Consider the following 16,106-nt stretch of genomic DNA (forward strand, 5'->3'; position numbering starts at 1 on the left):
GCCGCCGCGCACACTTACTGTGAGAGGCGGGCGGCGCTTCATCGTTGCTTCAGCGATTGGCGATGTACATCGTGATTTCAAAACCGAAGCGCAGATCGGTATAGGCGGGGGTAGTCCACTGCATGGCTGTCTCCTTGAATGCGGCATGTGATTGGAAAAACCGCATGTGTAAAGCGGTCATCTCATTCAACGCAAGCTCCGTGCCGGGCAGGTCGAGCGGAGCGATCGGAGCAAATCGACACAAAGCGGTCGCATCGCGTTCCGAACGAACGCACCGTCATGCGTGAGTACGCGCTTCGCTGCGCAGACTTTGACCGGCAGATAGCACGCTGGCGACAGCGTGCTGTTCAATTGGAGGACACCGCTGTTGCAATATGGAACACCCGTGAAACACACGCGGTTTAACGCGGTTCGCAGCGTGACGCGAGACGCTGCGCTTCCAGATCGCACACGATGTCAGTCAGACTGCTGTCCGAACTCGTCCGTTCCGCCGTCCGTGCCGGCCAACGCCGGCAATTTCCGGTAGATGGTGTTGCGCGAGACACCCAGCGCACGGGCCGCCGCCGACACGTTGCCGCGATGCTGGGCAACCGCTGCCGCTATCGCACAGGCGGTGACGTCCTGCAAGCGCCCGCCCTGCAATGGGCCTGTTTCGAGCGTGCCCGCAGCAGGCCCGGCGGCGCTGCGCAAATCGTCGAAGAAATCGTCGGGCAGGTGTTCCCGCCTGATCTCTCCGTCCTCATCCACCATGGCGGCCGCCGTGCGCAGAAGATTGCCGAGCTGGCGGAAATTGCCCGGCCACATGCATTGTTCGAACAGCGTCATCACGTCGCTTGCGACGCTCAGGCGCCGGCCGTCGGCCTCATCCAGCGACGCGCTTTGCAGCATTTTCCGGATCACGGCGGCTAGATCCGTGCGCTCGCGCAGCGGCGGCAACTTCACGACCAGACCGTTGAGGCGGTAATACAGGTCCTCGCGGAAACAGCTCTGCGCAATCATTTCGCGCAGATCGCGGTGAGTCGCGCAGATGATCGCGATATCGACGGGAATCGACTTCGTGGAGCCGAGCGGATTGACGAGACGCTCCTGCAGCACGCGCAGCAACCGCACCTGGAGCGGGTAGGGCATGTCGCCGATCTCGTCGAGAAAGAGCGTGCCGCCGTTCGCTTGCAGCAGTTTTCCGGTTGCGCCTTTGCGGCGCGCGCCGGTGAACGCGCCTTCCTCGTAGCCGAACAACTCGGATTCGATCAGGCTCTCCGGGATCGATGCGCAGTTGACCGCGACGAACGCCCCCGACCTGCGTGGCGAATCGTTGTGGATGGCCTGGGCGAGCAGTTCTTTGCCCGTGCCCGTCTCACCGGTGATCAGGATAGGGATGTCTTTGCCGAGCACCTTGCGGACCTTTGCGATGACCGCTGCGATCTGCGGATCGCCCGTGTCCAGATAGCTGAGCTTCGACAGCGTGCCTGCGGCGACAGCCGCAGGCGGCGGGTCGGAACGCAGCACCGGCTTTGCCGCGCCGTACGCCTGCGGCACCAGGCCGTCGTCGGCGAGTGTGACGCGCCGGAACTCGACGTGCGCACAAATGACCGCACCGCTATTGAGGTTCAGCGACAGATGGCGATCGCGGCTTGTGCGCAGACGGTCGATCAGTTGCGCGCTCGTCAGGCCGAACAGCGACGACAGCGTATGCGCGCGCAATGCCGCGAGCGGCATGCCCAGCTGGAACTGCGCACTGCGGTTGGCCGACAGGAAGCGGCCATCGCAGGTGAACGCGACGATGCCTTCCATCAACGTGCCGAGAAATTCGGGCCGGCCATGAAAGGCGATTTGCAATGTCTCGCGAAAGGTATTGGTAAACAGATGATTTTCGATCATCTGCACGGACATCTTGGCCAGCGCCATCGTGTGCTGGTGGTAGCTGTGGTGATCGCCCGTGACGTCGAGCACGCCGATCAGATCGCCATACGGATCGAGGATCGGCACGCTGGAGCAGGTGAGAAAGCGGTTGGCGGCCAGGTAGTGCTGCTCGCCATGAACGACCGTGGGAGAGCATTCGGCGATGGCCGTACCAATAGCGTTCGTTCCTTGCCGCTCCTCGGCCCAATTCGCGCCCGGACGCAGCGCAACCTTTTCCGCCCGCCTCAGAAAATCGTCGTCGCCGATGGAATGCAGGATGAGCCCTTCGGCGTCGGTCAGCACAATCATGCTTTGCGTGTTGACGATCTGCTCGTGCAGCGTTTCCATCACCGGGGTGGCATGCGCGCACAGGATCCGGCTTTGCTCCAGCTTCAACGTCAGTTCCGCAGCCGGCAGGACGTCATAGTCCGGCCGCATCGAGGCACTCAAGCCGAATGTTTGCGAACGCTCGTGAGATTTCTGAATGGATGGCGTGAGCCAGGCAGCTTCACGCGGTGCGATTGGCGTCGTGGCGTGATGGACATCATCGCGCATGGTCTCCTCCTGCGAGTCAGGTCTGGTCGTTTGCCAGAACCGTGTGGGCACAACCTGAAGCAATTCGCGCGCCAGATTCGGCATCCCATTCAGGGGAACAGGGGGCTATTGGTGGCCTGGAGCGGCTTCGTGACTCCGATGCGCCTGGCGGCGAAGCGAAGCATTCGATCGGCGGGGCGAGCAGACGCGCTTCTGGACGCCAGGCATGCATTGCATGTTCGCCCCGAACGGGGCACCGGGGTTGATCTGAATCAATGGATTCTCGACAGTCTACGCGTCCAGCGAAATCGCATGGCCTTTTTCGACGATCGCCGCTGGTCGGCTTTCTCCTGTTGAATGACTTGTCGATTTTGCGGGAGCCGCTTGCAGGTGAAGCGAAGCATCCAGACCTTGATTCAAATCAATAGCAATACCTTGGCTGGGTCGATGATCAATTCGTCATCGACGGCTCGCGAACTGCCGCGTCGATGCGAAATCACGCGCCTTGAGCCAAGGGAGAAATCATGGTCCGGGCAGAATCCAGGATCGCCGTTGCGGCGATTGCCGTCTTTGTCGCGTTGGCAGGTTTGGCGGCATTGATCCGCGGCTTGCTGTTCGATAGTACGGACTTCATTCGCTACGGCGCGGCGGCGCTCGTTGCCGGTGTTGCCTGCTTCGTCCTGCTGCTGAACCCTACAGCAGGAGACGATTCCTGACACGGGCATGGGCCGCGTCGGCTCTACGACACGACGTCGGCCAGCGGACGCCGCGGCGAGTGTGGAGCCTGCCGGCCGCGGCCGAAGCGCAGCAGCAATTGCGGCATGCCATCCAGATTCAGCGCGGCGCGTAGCTGCTCGCGCAGTGAAGCCACTTCGATCGGCTGATTCAGATAGGAAGCGGTGATGCCCGCGTCCGCCGCGGTAAGCAGCACCCGTTCAAGCGCTTGACCTGCCGCTAGCCATGCGGCCGCATCGTCCGCTCCGGTGGCGATGCACAGCAATAACGGCGACCCGGCGACCAGCGTGTGATGAGCCGCCGCCATGCCGCCGCCCAGGTCGAACGTGCGAATCACCGAGCCGACCAGGGGCACCGCGAGATCGAGCAGGGCAAGCATACCCGGCGACAACGCAGGCATGCCATCCTGACTGCGTCTCGGATGGATCCAGCTCGCAAGTTCGCGCCGGAAGCGCGGATCCTTGAATTGCGCATGATCGGCTTCAGCGATCAGCGCCGCGAGATGCTCGCGCATGGCCGCGTTCCCGGCACAGACGATATCCGCGCCCTCGGCGGCGCCGGCTTCCTCGAGCCGCAGCCGGAGTTCGGCCGGAATGGCTTCGTCGGCGAAGGTTTCGCGGGTCGTGACGCGCCGCGGTATCGCGTCGAACAGCGGTGCAAGGCTGGTATCGCAAAGGCCGTCGTGCAGGACCCGAAGATGTGCCAATACGTCCACGTCGGCCGGCGCCGGAAACAGTGTGATCGCGTAGGCAAGACCGAAGTGGCTCAGCGCAACGCGGAGGTTGAGCAGCGCAGCACCACAGCTGATGATCAGCTCGCGATCAAAGGGATCGGCCACCGGGAGCGCCCGCAGACGGTCTGCGCACAGCGTGACGCAGTCGCCGTCGACGATGAAATGCCAAGGCTGCGTGTTATGGCTGGATGGCGCCAGCACCGCGTATCGCAGCGCGAACCGCAGTTTGTCCTGGATGCTGGCGTTTTGATCGAGTTGATGCTCGTCGACGGACCAGGCCGTGTTCCGGGAAAGTGCGTTCATTCAGGGCCTCCTGCGTGTTTTCCGGATCGGTGCCGGGCTGTGCGTGCGCTGCCCGGACTACACGCGCGCGAGGCCTTCGAGGTCGAGAATCCTGATCTGCTTGCCATGTGTATCGACAAGGCCGTCTTTCTGAAATTTCGAAAACATGCGGCTGACGGTCTCGAGTTTCATCCCGAGGTAGCTGCCGATCTCCTCGCGCGTCATGCGCAAATTGAATTCCGCCGGCGAATAGCCACGTTTCTTGAGCCTTCCCGACAGGTTCAGCAGGAACGCCGCGACCCGCTGATCGGCGGACATCGTGCCGAGCAGCATCATGAGGGTGGCCTCGCGAACGATCTCACTCCCCATCAGACGATGGACGTGCTGCTGCACCACCAGCACCTCGCGGCACATGGCTTCGAGCAGATGAAATGGAATGATGCAGACGCTGCTGTCCTCGAGGGCTATCGCGTCGCAGCTGTGCCGGCCCGAGCAGACGCCGTCGAGACCCAGCGAATCGCCGGCCAGATGAAAGCCGGTGACCTGTTCGCGGCCGTCGCGATGCATGACGACGGTCTTGAACGAACCGGCGCGGACTGCATAGATGCTCTGGAACGAATCGTTGGCGCGATATAGCGATTCACCATGTTTGATCGTGCGGGAAACGCAGATCAGCGACTCCAGCCGCCCCTGTTCGGCTGGCGTCAGGCCTTGTGGCATGCAGATCGAGCGCATCGTGCAGCTTGAACAGTGCGCGGCGCGGCGATTGGGGACTGACGTGGTGAGCGCGGAATTGCCTGAAGCCGGCTGCGAGACACGCTGGCGCGGCATGATTTCGGAATATTCAGCGACGTCAGACATGGTGTGCTCCTAGGTAATCGAGTAATTGAGGCCACGCGCGCGACGCTCGTGGGCAATCCGCGTGATCGTGCTGCATGCAAGATCGAACTCGCTCGTCTTGTCGAAGAAGTACTGCGCGCCGGCCGCAAGGCACGCCTGCCTGAACCAGGCACTCGAGTGATTCGTCAGCACGATCGCGATCGCCGGCAACATGCTCCGCGTGAGGCTCTGCAGCAGTTCGATACCGGTGCCGCCGGTCAGGCGCAAATCCACGACCACGACATCGGCTCCCGTGGCTTCGATACCGGCGAGCGCGGCGCCGGGTTCCTCGGCTTCGCCGACAATCTCGACACCGTTGATTGCGCCGAAGCGCGCCGCCATCCGTTGCCGGATCGGGATCGCGTCTTCGACGAGAAAGATACGCAGTGCGTGCTGGGCCGGGCTTGAGTTCATGACTCGAAGTATCGGCGGCGCTGTCTCAAATTGAAATCGGCGACGAGCGAACTTCGGGTAGGCGAGCGCGAAGGCGTGTAGGGGATTTCCTACACGCGACGAATGCGGCGGTGGAGCGGTGGAGGCGGCGGAGGCGGTGGAAGCGGTGGATAAGGAGGCGGCGCTGTGCCAGCGAATTGATGTGAGGATTGACGCTGCCGAGGCGGCCGTCGCGCCGCCCCGGACCTAGATTTCATCGTCTTCGCCGAGCAGCTTGTGACGCAGCGCGTAACGCACCAGCGCGGCTTCGTGCGGCATCTGCATTTTTTCGAGGATGCGCGTTTTATAGGTGCTCACCGTTTTGCTGCTGACGCACAGTTCCGCGGCGATTTCGGTGATGGTTTGCCCCGCGGCGATGCGGCGGAACACATCGAACTCACGGTCGGACAGGCGTTGATGGGGCAGTGTGTCGGCCGGCTCGTTCAGGCTCTGCGCAAAACGCTCGGCCATCGCGAGACTCACGTAGACGCCCCCGGATGCGACTTTGGTGAGCGCCGCGACCAGTTCCGCACTGGCGCTTTCCTTGGTGAGATACCCTGAGGCGCCCGCTTTGAAAGCGCGTACCGCATACTGCTGCTCCGCATGCATGGTGAGCACGAGAATCCGCAGTGCCGGCTTCTCGTCCTTGATCTGTTTGATCAGCTCAACGCCGTTTCGTCCCGGCATCGACAGATCCAGCACGAGCACGTCGGCCGCGTTCGCGCGGATCAGCGCAATCGTGCTGGCGCCGTCATTGGCCTCGCCGACCACCTCGAAGCCGCTCGCACCTTGCAGGATATGCCGCAGGCCATCACGCACCAATGCGTGATCGTCGGCTATCAGCACTCGCATCATGTTTGCATCTCCTGCTGTTGCACTGCCGAGACTGGAAAGTTAACGGTCAGCGCAAAGCCCTTGCCACTGGAAGTGTGGATTTCGACCGTGCCGCCCAGCATGTGCGCACGCTCGCGGATACCGAGCAAACCAAACGATTTCTCGGCGGCGGGGGCGGTGTGGCTCGCGCCCTGGCCGTTGTCCGCAATTCGCACCACGCACACGCCGCCCTCGACCTGCACCGTCAGCGTGACGAGCGTAGCATCCGCATGCCGGGCGACATTGGTCAGCGCTTCCTGCACGATGCGAAATAGCGTCGTCGCGCCCGCCGGCGTAAAGCTGGTGTCGCCGACTTCGATCCGGTGCTCCACATCGATCCCGTAGCGGTTGGTAAAGTCGCTGGCGAGCCATTCGATCGCGGGAATCAGGCCGAGATCGTCGAGCATGACCGGACGCAGGTCGGCAGCGATACGGCGCACGGAGGCGACCGTCGCATCGATCAGCCGGCGCATCCCCCGCAGTTGCTGAAGCAGGCGCGGTTCGGCGGTGGTTTCAAGCTCCTGCTCGACCGAAGAAATGTCCATCTTGAGGGCGGTCAATTGCTGCCCGAGGTCGTCGTGGAGTTCGCGGGCAATGCGGGTTTTTTCTTCCTCACGAACGTTTTGCAGATTCGCAGAAAGTTCGCGCAACTCCTCGCGCGATTGCCGTAGCGCATTTTCCGCTTTGACCCGCTCGGTAATGTCGCGCAGCATGACCGTGTACAGCTTGCCGTCGCCGTCGCGGATCTGCGAGATCGACGCCTCCATAGGAAACTCTTCGCCGTTGCTCCGCAAGCCGAACAGCACACGCTGCTTGCCCATTTGCCGGTCGGAAACGCCGGTCACGCCGAACTGTTCGACATGCCGTTCGTGCCCCGCGCGAAAGCGCTCGGGAATGAAGCGCCAGAGCGGGGTGCCGACCGCTTCCATCGCGGTGCATCCAAAAACCTGTTCAGCCATTGGATTGAAGATGACGATGTTCTGCCGTTCGTCGATGGTGATGATGGCTTCCATCGATGACCGGATGATCCCCATCATGCGTGCCTCGTTCAGGTTCAACTGGCTGCGCGCCTCGCTCGTCGCGGCGGATCCGCCGCCGCGTCCGCCTGCGATCAGGAAGGCAATGGCGCCGAACAGGCAGGCCGTCGCGACGCCGGCGATCAGCACCGCGGTTTCTGCAAATGCGTCCTCGGCTCGCAGAGCGCGGCCGCTCGCCGTATAGGACAGCGTGAGAGGCTCACCGCCGACGCGCAGGGTAGCGGTTTTGCGCATGACGGGCGAGGCGGGGCCGTCGTCCCCGGCGCTGGACGAATAAAGCAGCGTAGCGGGGGTTCCGCTCAATACCTGCAGGTCGATGCTGCGTCGCCGGGCGAGCGCGTTATCGAATACACGGCTGGTGTCCAGCGCCGCCACCAGCAGTCGCTTGATGTCCGCGCGCCGCGCCTGTGGCGTAGGCGGCAATCCGGCGTTCGCGGCGTCCGAATACACAGGAAAATAGACGTAAAGACGTGGGCGGGTGTTCGAACCAACGTCGCCGAATGGCGCGGCGCCGGCGTTGAGCGCGCTTGCTCCTGTGTCGATGGCGCGCAGCAACGCCTTACGGCTCGCGGGGGCGCCAGCCAGGTCGTAGCCGACCGGCATCGCATCCGCGGTGCCCGGCGCCATCAGCGTCACCGGCGCGACCGGTTGCGGCGTGGCGGCATGTCCGGCCACGCTACCGGTGTCGTCCGTCAGGCGGGCGATGCCGGCGGCGTCCACGTCGGCGTAGCCAAGCGCGCGCACGACGGACGGCGTTTCATTCAGATCGAGCTGCGCGACATATCGGTACCAGGCATCGGCATTGACCGCCGGCGCGACGGAGAGCAAGCCGCGCGCGCCGAGCAGCAGTGATTCGCTGGTGGCGAACTCGCGCTGCAGATCAGCGGTGATTTGCGCAGTACGCTGATCGAAGCGGCTGTTGGCGGCGAGCAATGACTGCTCGCTCACCCAGCGCCACGCGGCGAGCGCCGCCACCAGGACGAGAGCAAATGTGACCGCCGCAATAAGCTTGGGGCGGCGCTCAGGGGGCACGACCCGCCCGTGCGAAGGCGATTTTCTAGCGAAGGGCGTCTTACCGCGAAAGGGCATGTGCGCCTCATTGGATAGTGGGCAATCCGCAACGCTGGCTGATGGCGCAGTCGCGACGCGGATCGGGAAAAGTCACCGTGATTTTCTTTGAATGCAATCGGAACAACGGGTGCGCCGCCTATTGTGCGCGGTTCGCACGGATCGTGCCAGTATGCCCGGATTCACCATGTGAGCCGCACCGCGCGAGAATGTAGGCGGAACGCAAGCCATCAGCGCTTGATCCTTATCAAGCGTATTCCGAGCTGCGAACCGCAGACTGAAAGCGCGTCGCCGCCCAATAGCCGTGGCCGTTCAGGACGGCGGCGAACTCAAGGAGAAGCTCATGTACAAACGGATTCTCGTAGCAATCGACGGCAGCCAGGCCGCGCAGCGCGCGCTCGAAGAAGCGCTAAAAATCGCCGAGGCCGCGCAGGCGATGGTGACGGCCGTATTTGTCGCCGAACATGTTGCACAAATGGTCGATATCGGAACCGGGTTGATCGACGAACAGACGCGCGATACAGCGGTGACTGAAGCCGCGATGGCGACGCTCGAAGATGCCCGCGCGCTGTTCGAACAGCGCAACGTGTGCGGATTGACCCGGACGATTGACGCTTACGGCGAAGACGTCGTCACCGTCCTCTGCCGTGTGGCGCAAGAGTGCGAAGCCGATCTCGTGGTAATGGGCACGCATGGTCGGCATGGCATCGGCCGGCTGTTGCTCGGCAGTATCGCCGAGGCGTTTGTGCGGCGCGCCGAGATGCCCGTTCTGCTGGTTCGGCGCGAACGGGACATGGACGAGATCCCGTCGAGCCTGTAATAGCGCGGTGGCGAACCGGCGCACCGACGGAACCCAAAAAAGAAGCGCCTCGAAAACCGGGCGCTTTAATTTGCGCGAGGGCTTTTTTCGCGCAATGGCTGAATTGTTCGGTCAATGCGACATCAGTACCGGTACGGTCATCGACTCAAGCATGATCCGCGTGACGCCGCCGACTAGCAGTTCTTGCGCGCGTGCATGCCCGTACGCGCCCATCACCAGCAGATCGATATGACGATCGGCCAGTATGTTCAGCAGCGTTGCGCCCATAGGGACGCCGGTCACCTTGGACGCGGTCGAAAATCCCGCCTGGATGCCGTGCCGTTCGAGCCAGGCGGCGACCTCGATGCCGGCTGGCGCTTCGCTATGCGGGTATCGCTGCACCGTCATCACGGTGACGAATTTCGCGCGTTTGAGCACCGGTAAGGCATCGGTCATCGCCCGGGCGCTCTCGCGGCTGCCGTCCCACGCGATCAGCACGTTTTCGGCGAACGAACGGACAGTCCCGGCGTAGGGCAGCACAATGGCGGGGCGGCCCGAGCTCATCAGCACGTCCTCGACAAAGTGGCCTGCAACATAGGATGAAGGGTCGTCCGGATCATACTGACCGAGAATCAGGAGGTCGGCGTGGCGCGCGTGCAGGACCGCCGTTTCCACCGCCGGCCCTGGCGGCGCCCGCCATTCCACGCTGCGCCCGGCTCGTTCGCCCGCTGCCAGGAAACGCGCTTGTGCGCCCTTGAGGTTGGCATTGCGTTGCGCTTCGCGAGTCGCGAGCCACGCGAGTTCGCCGTGAAGGAACATCGGCTGCGTCAGATCCTGACGAACCACGTACAAGCCGATCAGATGCGCGTCGTGCCGGCTGGCCAGTTCAAGCGCGAATTCGATCCGCACGGCGCTACGGGTGCTGTCGTCCAGATGCACCAGCAGGGTTTTGCAGTTCATGAAGGTTCCTTGACGGGTTCGGCCGTTTGTGAGCCGCTTGCCTCGGGTTTGCCGCGCGCAGTATGCAATGCGCGACGTCGTCGCCCGACAGGCCGGTTTCGATGATGCGCGGCGGACCCTGCACACCGGCTCGCTTCATGCTCCCGACAGCGTCGCCGATCACATGCTCGCCTTCCTCGAACAGTGCATTGCGGACAGAGGAAGGGTCGTAACCGGGCACGTCATACACCAGCAATGGGACGTCCACAACAAAAAGGGGCTGCAGTTTTGCGCCGGCGTCGCGCGCGAGCTGCAACGCAGCGTCCAGGGCGCGCGTGGACGTTTCACTGCCGTCGACGGCGACCAGAATCTGCTGATACATGGCGAACTTCTCCTGAATGGAACTGATTCGATGCTTCATTTCATCAATGCGACATCAGTACCGGTACGGTCATCGATTGGAGGATCGTGCGGGTCGCTCCGCCCATCACCAGTTCCTGCCATCGGGCATGACCATAGGCGCCCATCACGAGCAGATCCGCGCCGCTCGCGCACGCCTGCGACAGCAGCGTGTCGCCGATCGACGCGCCGGCGTCAACGTCGATGTCTTTGACCTCGACGTTGACGCCGTGCCGGGCGATGAGCGTCGCGATGTCCGCGCCCGGAATGCGTGGGCGCGGCTCGCCCCTTGCGCCGTTGACGGTGACGACTGTGGTGGTTTGCGCCGCGCGCATGAACGGCAGCGCATCGTGGACCGCGCGGGTGGCTTCGCGGCTGCCGTCCCAGCAGACCATCACGTGTGCGCCGGGTGACGTGACAGTGCTGGCGTAAGGCATCAGCAACACCGGGCGGCCCGAGGACATGATCAGGTTTTCAGGAAAATAGTCGCCGACATACGACTCCGGATCGCGCGGGTCGTGCTGGCCGGCGACGATCAGATCGGCGCACCGGCCGCGATGCGGCACGGCGAGGTTTGCCGGGGCGTCGACGGCGATCCACTCGCCGGCCACCTCCGCGCGGCTCAACTCCGCGTGAAAGAGCCGCTCGAGCGCGCCGCGGCGTTCCGCGCGCAGATGTTCGTGCGTGCCATAGTATTCGGCCGTTCCGGCCAGCACGTAGAGCGAACGCGGATCGGGCGAGAACACCGCAAACACGCCGGTCAGATGGGCGCCGAACTGCCTGGCGAGGCGCAGCGCGAGTTCGAGCCGGGGATGCGCGCGCTGGCTCGTATCCAGATGAACGACGATGGTCTTGTAGGTCATTGCAACGCTCCTGAAGTGGATGGTTGGCGCATGAACGCGTGATCTGAGTCTATGAGCCGGGTGGTCGCCGGCGTTGATCAAGATCAACGGTGCGGTAGCGCGCGACGCCGGATCGGCGGTGTGCCGACCGCGTTCCGCCGTCAGGCGGTGATATGAAAGCCGCTCGCTGGCGATGCCGACAACGAGTCCGCGCTGGCCCGAAAGATCGATGACTGGCTTCATGACTTGATCTCCGCGCGGTAGTGCACGGCGACAGCCTCGTCGGCGATGATCTGCTCCTCGTCGGTGGGCAGCACCAGAACGGTGACCCGGCTGCGCCCGCTGCTGATGACGCGGGCGTTGACGCCGTTGGCGTGCGGATCGAGCTCGACGCCGAGCCATGCGAGCCGTTCGCATATAGCGGCGCGTACTTCAGGCTGGTGTTCGCCGATGCCGGCCGTGAACACGAAACTGTCCAGACCGCCCAGCGTGGCGGCAAGCCGCGCCGTCTCGCCAGCAATGCGGAACGCAAAGAGATCAAGTGCTTCGCGAGCCTCGGGACGCTCGCTTGCCAGCAGTTCACGACTGTCCGCACTGATGCCGGAAACGCCGAGCAGGCCGGAATGCTCGTACAGCATCGTCTCGACTTCCTTGACATCGAGGGCCTTCTGGTCGAGCAGATGGAGCACCACGCCGGCATCGAGTGCGCCGCAGCGGGTCGACATCGGAATGCCGTCGAGTGTCGAAAAGCCCATGCTGGAGTCGCGACTCATGCCCGCCTCCAGCGCACACAGACTTGCGCCGCTGCCCAGGTGCGCGGCGATGACCTTGCCGCGCGCGCGGCACGGGAACCGGCGTGCGAACTGGCCAATGACGAACTGATAGGAGAGGCCGTGAAAGCCGTAACGCTTGATGCCCTCGTCGAAGAGCTGGCGCGGAATCGCAAAGCGCCGCACGAGATCGGTCTGGGTGCGGTGAAATGCCGTGTCGAACGATGCCGTCTGCAGGAGATGCGGCCGCAGATGCCGGATGGCCCGGATGAGCCGCACGCTTTGCGGTTGGTGCAAGGGCGCTAGCGGCACGAGCGCGGTGATGGCCGCGAGCGTGGCGTCGTCGATCGCCACGGGCCCGCCGAAACGATCGCCGCCATGCACCACGCGGTGGCCGACGCAAACCAGATCGTCGAGGGGAAAGTGCGCGGCGAACCATCCGAGCGTCTCGTCGAGGACTTCGTGAAGCTCGTCGGTGACGGCCGCTTTGAGCGGAATATCGTTCGTTCCGCCACCGTGGACGAGATGAAGGCGCAACGGCTGATGCCGTAAATCGATTAAGCCATGGCCGATTCTCGACGCCTCGTTATCCAGCACGCTGTATAAGCCGATCTTGATGGTCGAGGAGCCGGGATTGAACGTCAGCAGGAGTGGAGCGCTCATGATCGGATCGGGCCCCCCGGCGTGCGTTCGGCTGCCAGCTTGGCGAGCGCCGCGGAAGCGAGGCGCACGCGCGCGCTGTCGGCGCGGCTCGTCACGATGACCGGCAGGCGCGCACCGAGCACAAGGCCCGCCGCATCGGCGCCGGCGAAGTACACGAGCTGTTTGGCAAGCATGTTGCCGGCCTCCAGGTCCGGGACCAGCAGAATGTCCGCCTGACCCGCGACGGGCGAATTGATTTGCTTGGTTTTCGCGGCGGCGAAGCTGATGGCGTTGTCGAACGCGAGCGGGCCGTCGACCAGCGCCCCGGTGATCTGGCCACGTGCGGCCATCACGGTGAGCGCGGCCGCGTCGAGCGTGGTCGGCATTCTGGGGTTGACCGTTTCCACTGCGGCGAGCACTGCGACCCGCGGCAGTTCGACGCCCATGACATGCAGCAGGTCAATCGCGTTCTGGCAGATGTCACGCTTGTGCTCGAGCGACGGCGTGATATTGACCGCCGCATCGGTGACAACCAGCGGCTTCGGATAGGCCGGCACGTCCATCGCATAGACATGGCTGATGCGCCGCGCGGTGCGCAGGCCGGATGCCGGCGCAACGACCGCGGCGAGCAACTCGTCCGTATGAAGGCTGCCTTTCATTAACGCGGCAACTTGACCGGCCGCCCCCAGTTCGACTGCACGGGCCGCCGCCGCGTGACTGTGCTCGACCGCCTCGATCGGCATGCCGTCGAGACTCACGCCGGCCGCCTCCGCAGCGGCGCGGATTTTTGCCTCCGGGCCGATCAGCAGGGGCTCGAGCAAACCCTCGTCGCGGGCCTCGAGCGCCGCCATGATGGCTTCCACGGAGCACGGATGGACGATCGCGGTACGCAACGCGGGACGGGCGCGCGCCTCGCGGATGAACGCCTCGTAGCGGTCGTGCCGCCGGACAGTGACGTCGGGGCGCGGCGCGGATGGCCACGCGACCGGTGTTGCAGGGGCGATCACGGTCGCAGTGCCCCGCAGCACCACATCGCCCGCCTGGTTCGTGCAACAGGTGTCGAGCCGGACAATGCGCTTGTCCGGGCGTTTTTCCTTCACCGTCACGGTCGCGGTAACGGTGTCGCCCGGTGCGACCGGATGGCGGAACTGCAAGCTCTGGTCGAGATAGATGGTGCCCGGGCCGGGCAGCCTCGTGCCGAGCAGGGCGGAGATCAGCGCGGCGGTCCACATGCCGTGGACCACCACGTGACCGAACAGGTCGCCCGATGCGAAAGCCGCGTCCACATGCGCGGGGTTGATATCGCCGGACACGGCGGCGAACAGGTCGATGTCGTTCTGCACGGCTACCCGCACGAGCGACGCCGATTCGCCGATGGCAAGTTCGTCGAAAGTCCGGTTGCGCAACAGGTTGTCGTTCACCAGCGCCTCCTAAGCCTGAAACACGTAAGTGCCGGGCGCGTCCGCCAGCGGATGACCGTTCGCGCCGGCCGGCATTGACGGCGGCGCCACGCGCTGCGGACTCGAATGTGCTGTGAGCCACTCGCTCCACGCGGGCCACCACGAGCCGTCCTGTGCCGTGACGGCGGCCGTCCATTCATCGGGCCCGATACGCAGGTCGTTGGCCGCGCTGAGTTTCATCCTGAAGTGCCGGTGCGGATGACCGGGCTCGCTGACAATGCCCGCGTTGTGACCGCCGCTCGTCAGCACGAATGTGATATCGGTATCGGAGAGGTTGTGGATCTTGTAGACGGATTGCCACGGCGCGATGTGATCGCCCTCCGTCGCCACCGCGAACATCGGCGCGCGGATGTTGCGAATCGAGACAGGCCGCGCGTCGACCACGTATCGGCCAGAAGCCAGCTCGTTATCGAGAAAGAGGCGCCGCAGATATTCCGAATGCATCCGGTACGGCATGCGGGTCGCGTCGGCATTCCAGGCCATCAGGTCGTTCGCCGGTGCGCGCTCGCCGAGCAGATAGTCGCGTATCACGCGCGACCAGATCAGATCGTTCGACTGGAGCAATTGAAACGCGCCGGACATCTGACTGGCGGCAAGATAGCCTTGCGACCACATCATGCTTTCGAGGAAATAGACTTCGCTGTCGTCGATGAAAAGTTGCAGCTCGCCGGGCTCGGTGAAGTCCGTCTGCGCGGCAAACAGCGTGACGGAGGCGAGCCGTTCATCGCCGGCCTCGGCCATCGCCGCGGCGGCGATCGACAGCAGCGTGCCGCCGAGGCAATAGCCGGTTGCATGAATGCGCCGGTCCGGCACGATCCGCGAGACGGCGCCGAGTGCTGCCATCACGCCTGATTGCCGGTAATCGTCGAGACCGAGATTGCGGTCTTCGGTATCTACGTTGCGCCACGAAACGCAGAACACCGTGTGGCCTTGCTCGACCAGGTAGCGAATCAGCGAGTGATGCGGCGACAGATCCATGATGTAGTACTTCATGATCCACGCCGTCACGATCAGGACAGGTTCGGCGAGAACCGCGTCGCTTGCGGGGCTGTACTGGATGAGCTCGATCAGGTGATTGCGGAACACGACCTTGCCTGGCGTGGTCGCGAGGGTCACGCCGACCTTGAACTGCTCCATCCCGGCTGCGGGCTTGCCGGAGGAGGCGCGGCTCGCGTCTTCGAACGCATTGCGGGCGCCTTGGACGAGGCTCAGGCCAAGGGTTGCCGCCGCGCGTTGGATGACTTCGGGGTTAGTGACAGGACAATTTGCCGGCGCCAGCACGTCGAGCAACTGGCGCGCAACGAACGACGCGACGTCCTCGTGATGACGCGTGGTGCCCGGCACGTCGCGGGTGGCCGTATTCCACCACTGCTCGGCGAGCAGGAAACTCTGCTGCCACAGGCGATATGGCTCGATCTGCCACGCGTCGGCGCGAAACCGGTGGTCGGCGGGCGACGGCTCTGTCAAAAGAGCCGCTTGCTGTCCGAGTGCAAGTTGCACGAGATAGTCGGATAGCCGTCTCGCATTCGACGCGCACAGCGACGCCAGTTCGAGCTGCTTGCCCGGCGCCACCGCGAGATGGATGAGCCAGTCGGACAGCGCCGCGCCCAGCGCCGCAGGCGAGAGACCGAAGGTCATGCGGGCGATTAGCGCCTCCTTCGCGTGGTCCAGGTCGCGAAACGTTTTGCTATCAAGGCAGGCCGCAGCGCTGCCCGCTGCGGCGGGGAATTCGGCGCTCACTGCTCGCGTGCGGGTGTCCATTGAGATTCCTTTGCGTTCGACT

15 protein-coding genes are annotated in these 16,106 nt (G+C 64.0%); 2 read left to right on the top strand and 13 right to left on the bottom strand.

Translation table 11 applies throughout. From position 1 onward, the window contains the following. Positions 1-49: 49 nt before the first annotated feature. Entirely contained in the window at positions 50-124 is a 75-nt protein-coding gene (pqqA, locus tag AC07WT_RS24055; protein ID WP_006410019.1) for a pyrroloquinoline quinone precursor peptide PqqA, read from the bottom strand. 332 nt (positions 125-456) lie between these two features. Further along, a complete protein-coding gene (locus AC07WT_RS24060; RefSeq protein WP_492596300.1) occupies positions 457-2,454 on the bottom strand; it encodes a sigma-54-dependent Fis family transcriptional regulator in 1,998 nt (665 codons plus the stop codon). A 503-nt stretch (positions 2,455-2,957) separates the two neighbouring features. On the opposite strand from AC07WT_RS24060, the gene AC07WT_RS24065 reads away from it, so the two are divergent. Continuing rightward, positions 2,958-3,149: a DUF2964 family protein gene (locus AC07WT_RS24065; protein WP_494948871.1), complete on the top strand. Its 192-nt coding sequence runs from the start codon at positions 2,958-2,960 to the stop codon at positions 3,147-3,149. Between the two features lie 23 nt (positions 3,150-3,172). Here the strand turns inward: AC07WT_RS24065 and AC07WT_RS24070 are convergent, their stop codons facing one another. The 5 genes from AC07WT_RS24070 to AC07WT_RS24090 all read right to left on the bottom strand — a co-directional run bounded on the left by AC07WT_RS24070 (position 3,173) and on the right by AC07WT_RS24090 (position 8,493). Then, positions 3,173-4,204, bottom strand: a complete 1,032-nt coding sequence (locus tag AC07WT_RS24070; RefSeq protein ID WP_494948872.1) for an Acg family FMN-binding oxidoreductase — start codon at positions 4,202-4,204, stop codon at positions 3,173-3,175. Between the two features lie 57 nt (positions 4,205-4,261). Then, a complete protein-coding gene (locus AC07WT_RS24075; RefSeq protein WP_494951029.1) occupies positions 4,262-5,014 on the bottom strand; it encodes a helix-turn-helix domain-containing protein in 753 nt (250 codons plus the stop codon). Positions 5,015-5,053: 39 nt separating this feature from the next. Further along, entirely contained in the window at positions 5,054-5,476 is a 423-nt protein-coding gene (locus AC07WT_RS24080; protein ID WP_494948873.1) for a response regulator, read from the bottom strand. 225 nt (positions 5,477-5,701) lie between these two features. Next, positions 5,702-6,349 carry a response regulator gene (locus AC07WT_RS24085; protein WP_492595697.1) on the bottom strand — a complete coding sequence of 216 codons (648 nt, stop codon included), beginning with the start codon at positions 6,347-6,349 and terminating at the stop codon, positions 5,702-5,704. After that, complete coding sequence (locus AC07WT_RS24090) at positions 6,346-8,493, bottom strand: sensor histidine kinase (RefSeq protein WP_494948874.1); 2,148 nt, start codon at positions 8,491-8,493, stop codon at positions 6,346-6,348. Before AC07WT_RS24090 ends, AC07WT_RS24085 begins: the two co-directional genes overlap by 4 nt. Positions 8,494-8,815: 322 nt before the next feature. Between AC07WT_RS24090 and AC07WT_RS24095 the strand changes: the two genes are divergently transcribed. Beyond that, positions 8,816-9,292: a universal stress protein gene (locus tag AC07WT_RS24095; protein ID WP_494948875.1), complete on the top strand. Its 477-nt coding sequence runs from the start codon at positions 8,816-8,818 to the stop codon at positions 9,290-9,292. Positions 9,293-9,403: 111 nt separating this feature from the next. Here AC07WT_RS24095 and AC07WT_RS24100 read toward each other — a convergent pair whose 3' ends face one another. The 6 genes from AC07WT_RS24100 to AC07WT_RS24125 form a co-directional block, all read right to left on the bottom strand. Next, complete coding sequence (locus AC07WT_RS24100) at positions 9,404-10,231, bottom strand: universal stress protein (protein WP_494948876.1); 828 nt, start codon at positions 10,229-10,231, stop codon at positions 9,404-9,406. Further along, complete coding sequence (locus tag AC07WT_RS24105) at positions 10,185-10,592, bottom strand: universal stress protein (protein ID WP_494951030.1); 408 nt, start codon at positions 10,590-10,592, stop codon at positions 10,185-10,187. Before AC07WT_RS24105 ends, AC07WT_RS24100 begins: the two co-directional genes overlap by 47 nt. Before the next feature lie 43 nt (positions 10,593-10,635). Beyond that, positions 10,636-11,472: a universal stress protein gene (locus tag AC07WT_RS24110; protein WP_494948877.1), complete on the bottom strand. Its 837-nt coding sequence runs from the start codon at positions 11,470-11,472 to the stop codon at positions 10,636-10,638. A 218-nt stretch (positions 11,473-11,690) separates the two neighbouring features. After that, complete coding sequence (locus AC07WT_RS24115) at positions 11,691-12,884, bottom strand: acetate/propionate family kinase (RefSeq protein ID WP_494948878.1); 1,194 nt, start codon at positions 12,882-12,884, stop codon at positions 11,691-11,693. Next, positions 12,881-14,284, bottom strand: a complete 1,404-nt coding sequence (locus tag AC07WT_RS24120; RefSeq protein WP_494948879.1) for a bifunctional enoyl-CoA hydratase/phosphate acetyltransferase — start codon at positions 14,282-14,284, stop codon at positions 12,881-12,883. The genes AC07WT_RS24115 and AC07WT_RS24120 overlap by 4 nt, the downstream gene beginning before the upstream one ends. 9 nt (positions 14,285-14,293) lie before the next feature. Next, positions 14,294-16,084 carry a PHA/PHB synthase family protein gene (locus AC07WT_RS24125; protein WP_494948880.1) on the bottom strand — a complete coding sequence of 597 codons (1,791 nt, stop codon included), beginning with the start codon at positions 16,082-16,084 and terminating at the stop codon, positions 14,294-14,296. Positions 16,085-16,106 lie beyond the last annotated feature (22 nt).

It is taken from the genome of Paraburkholderia sp. GW821-FHT02A12 (assembly GCF_059422005.1).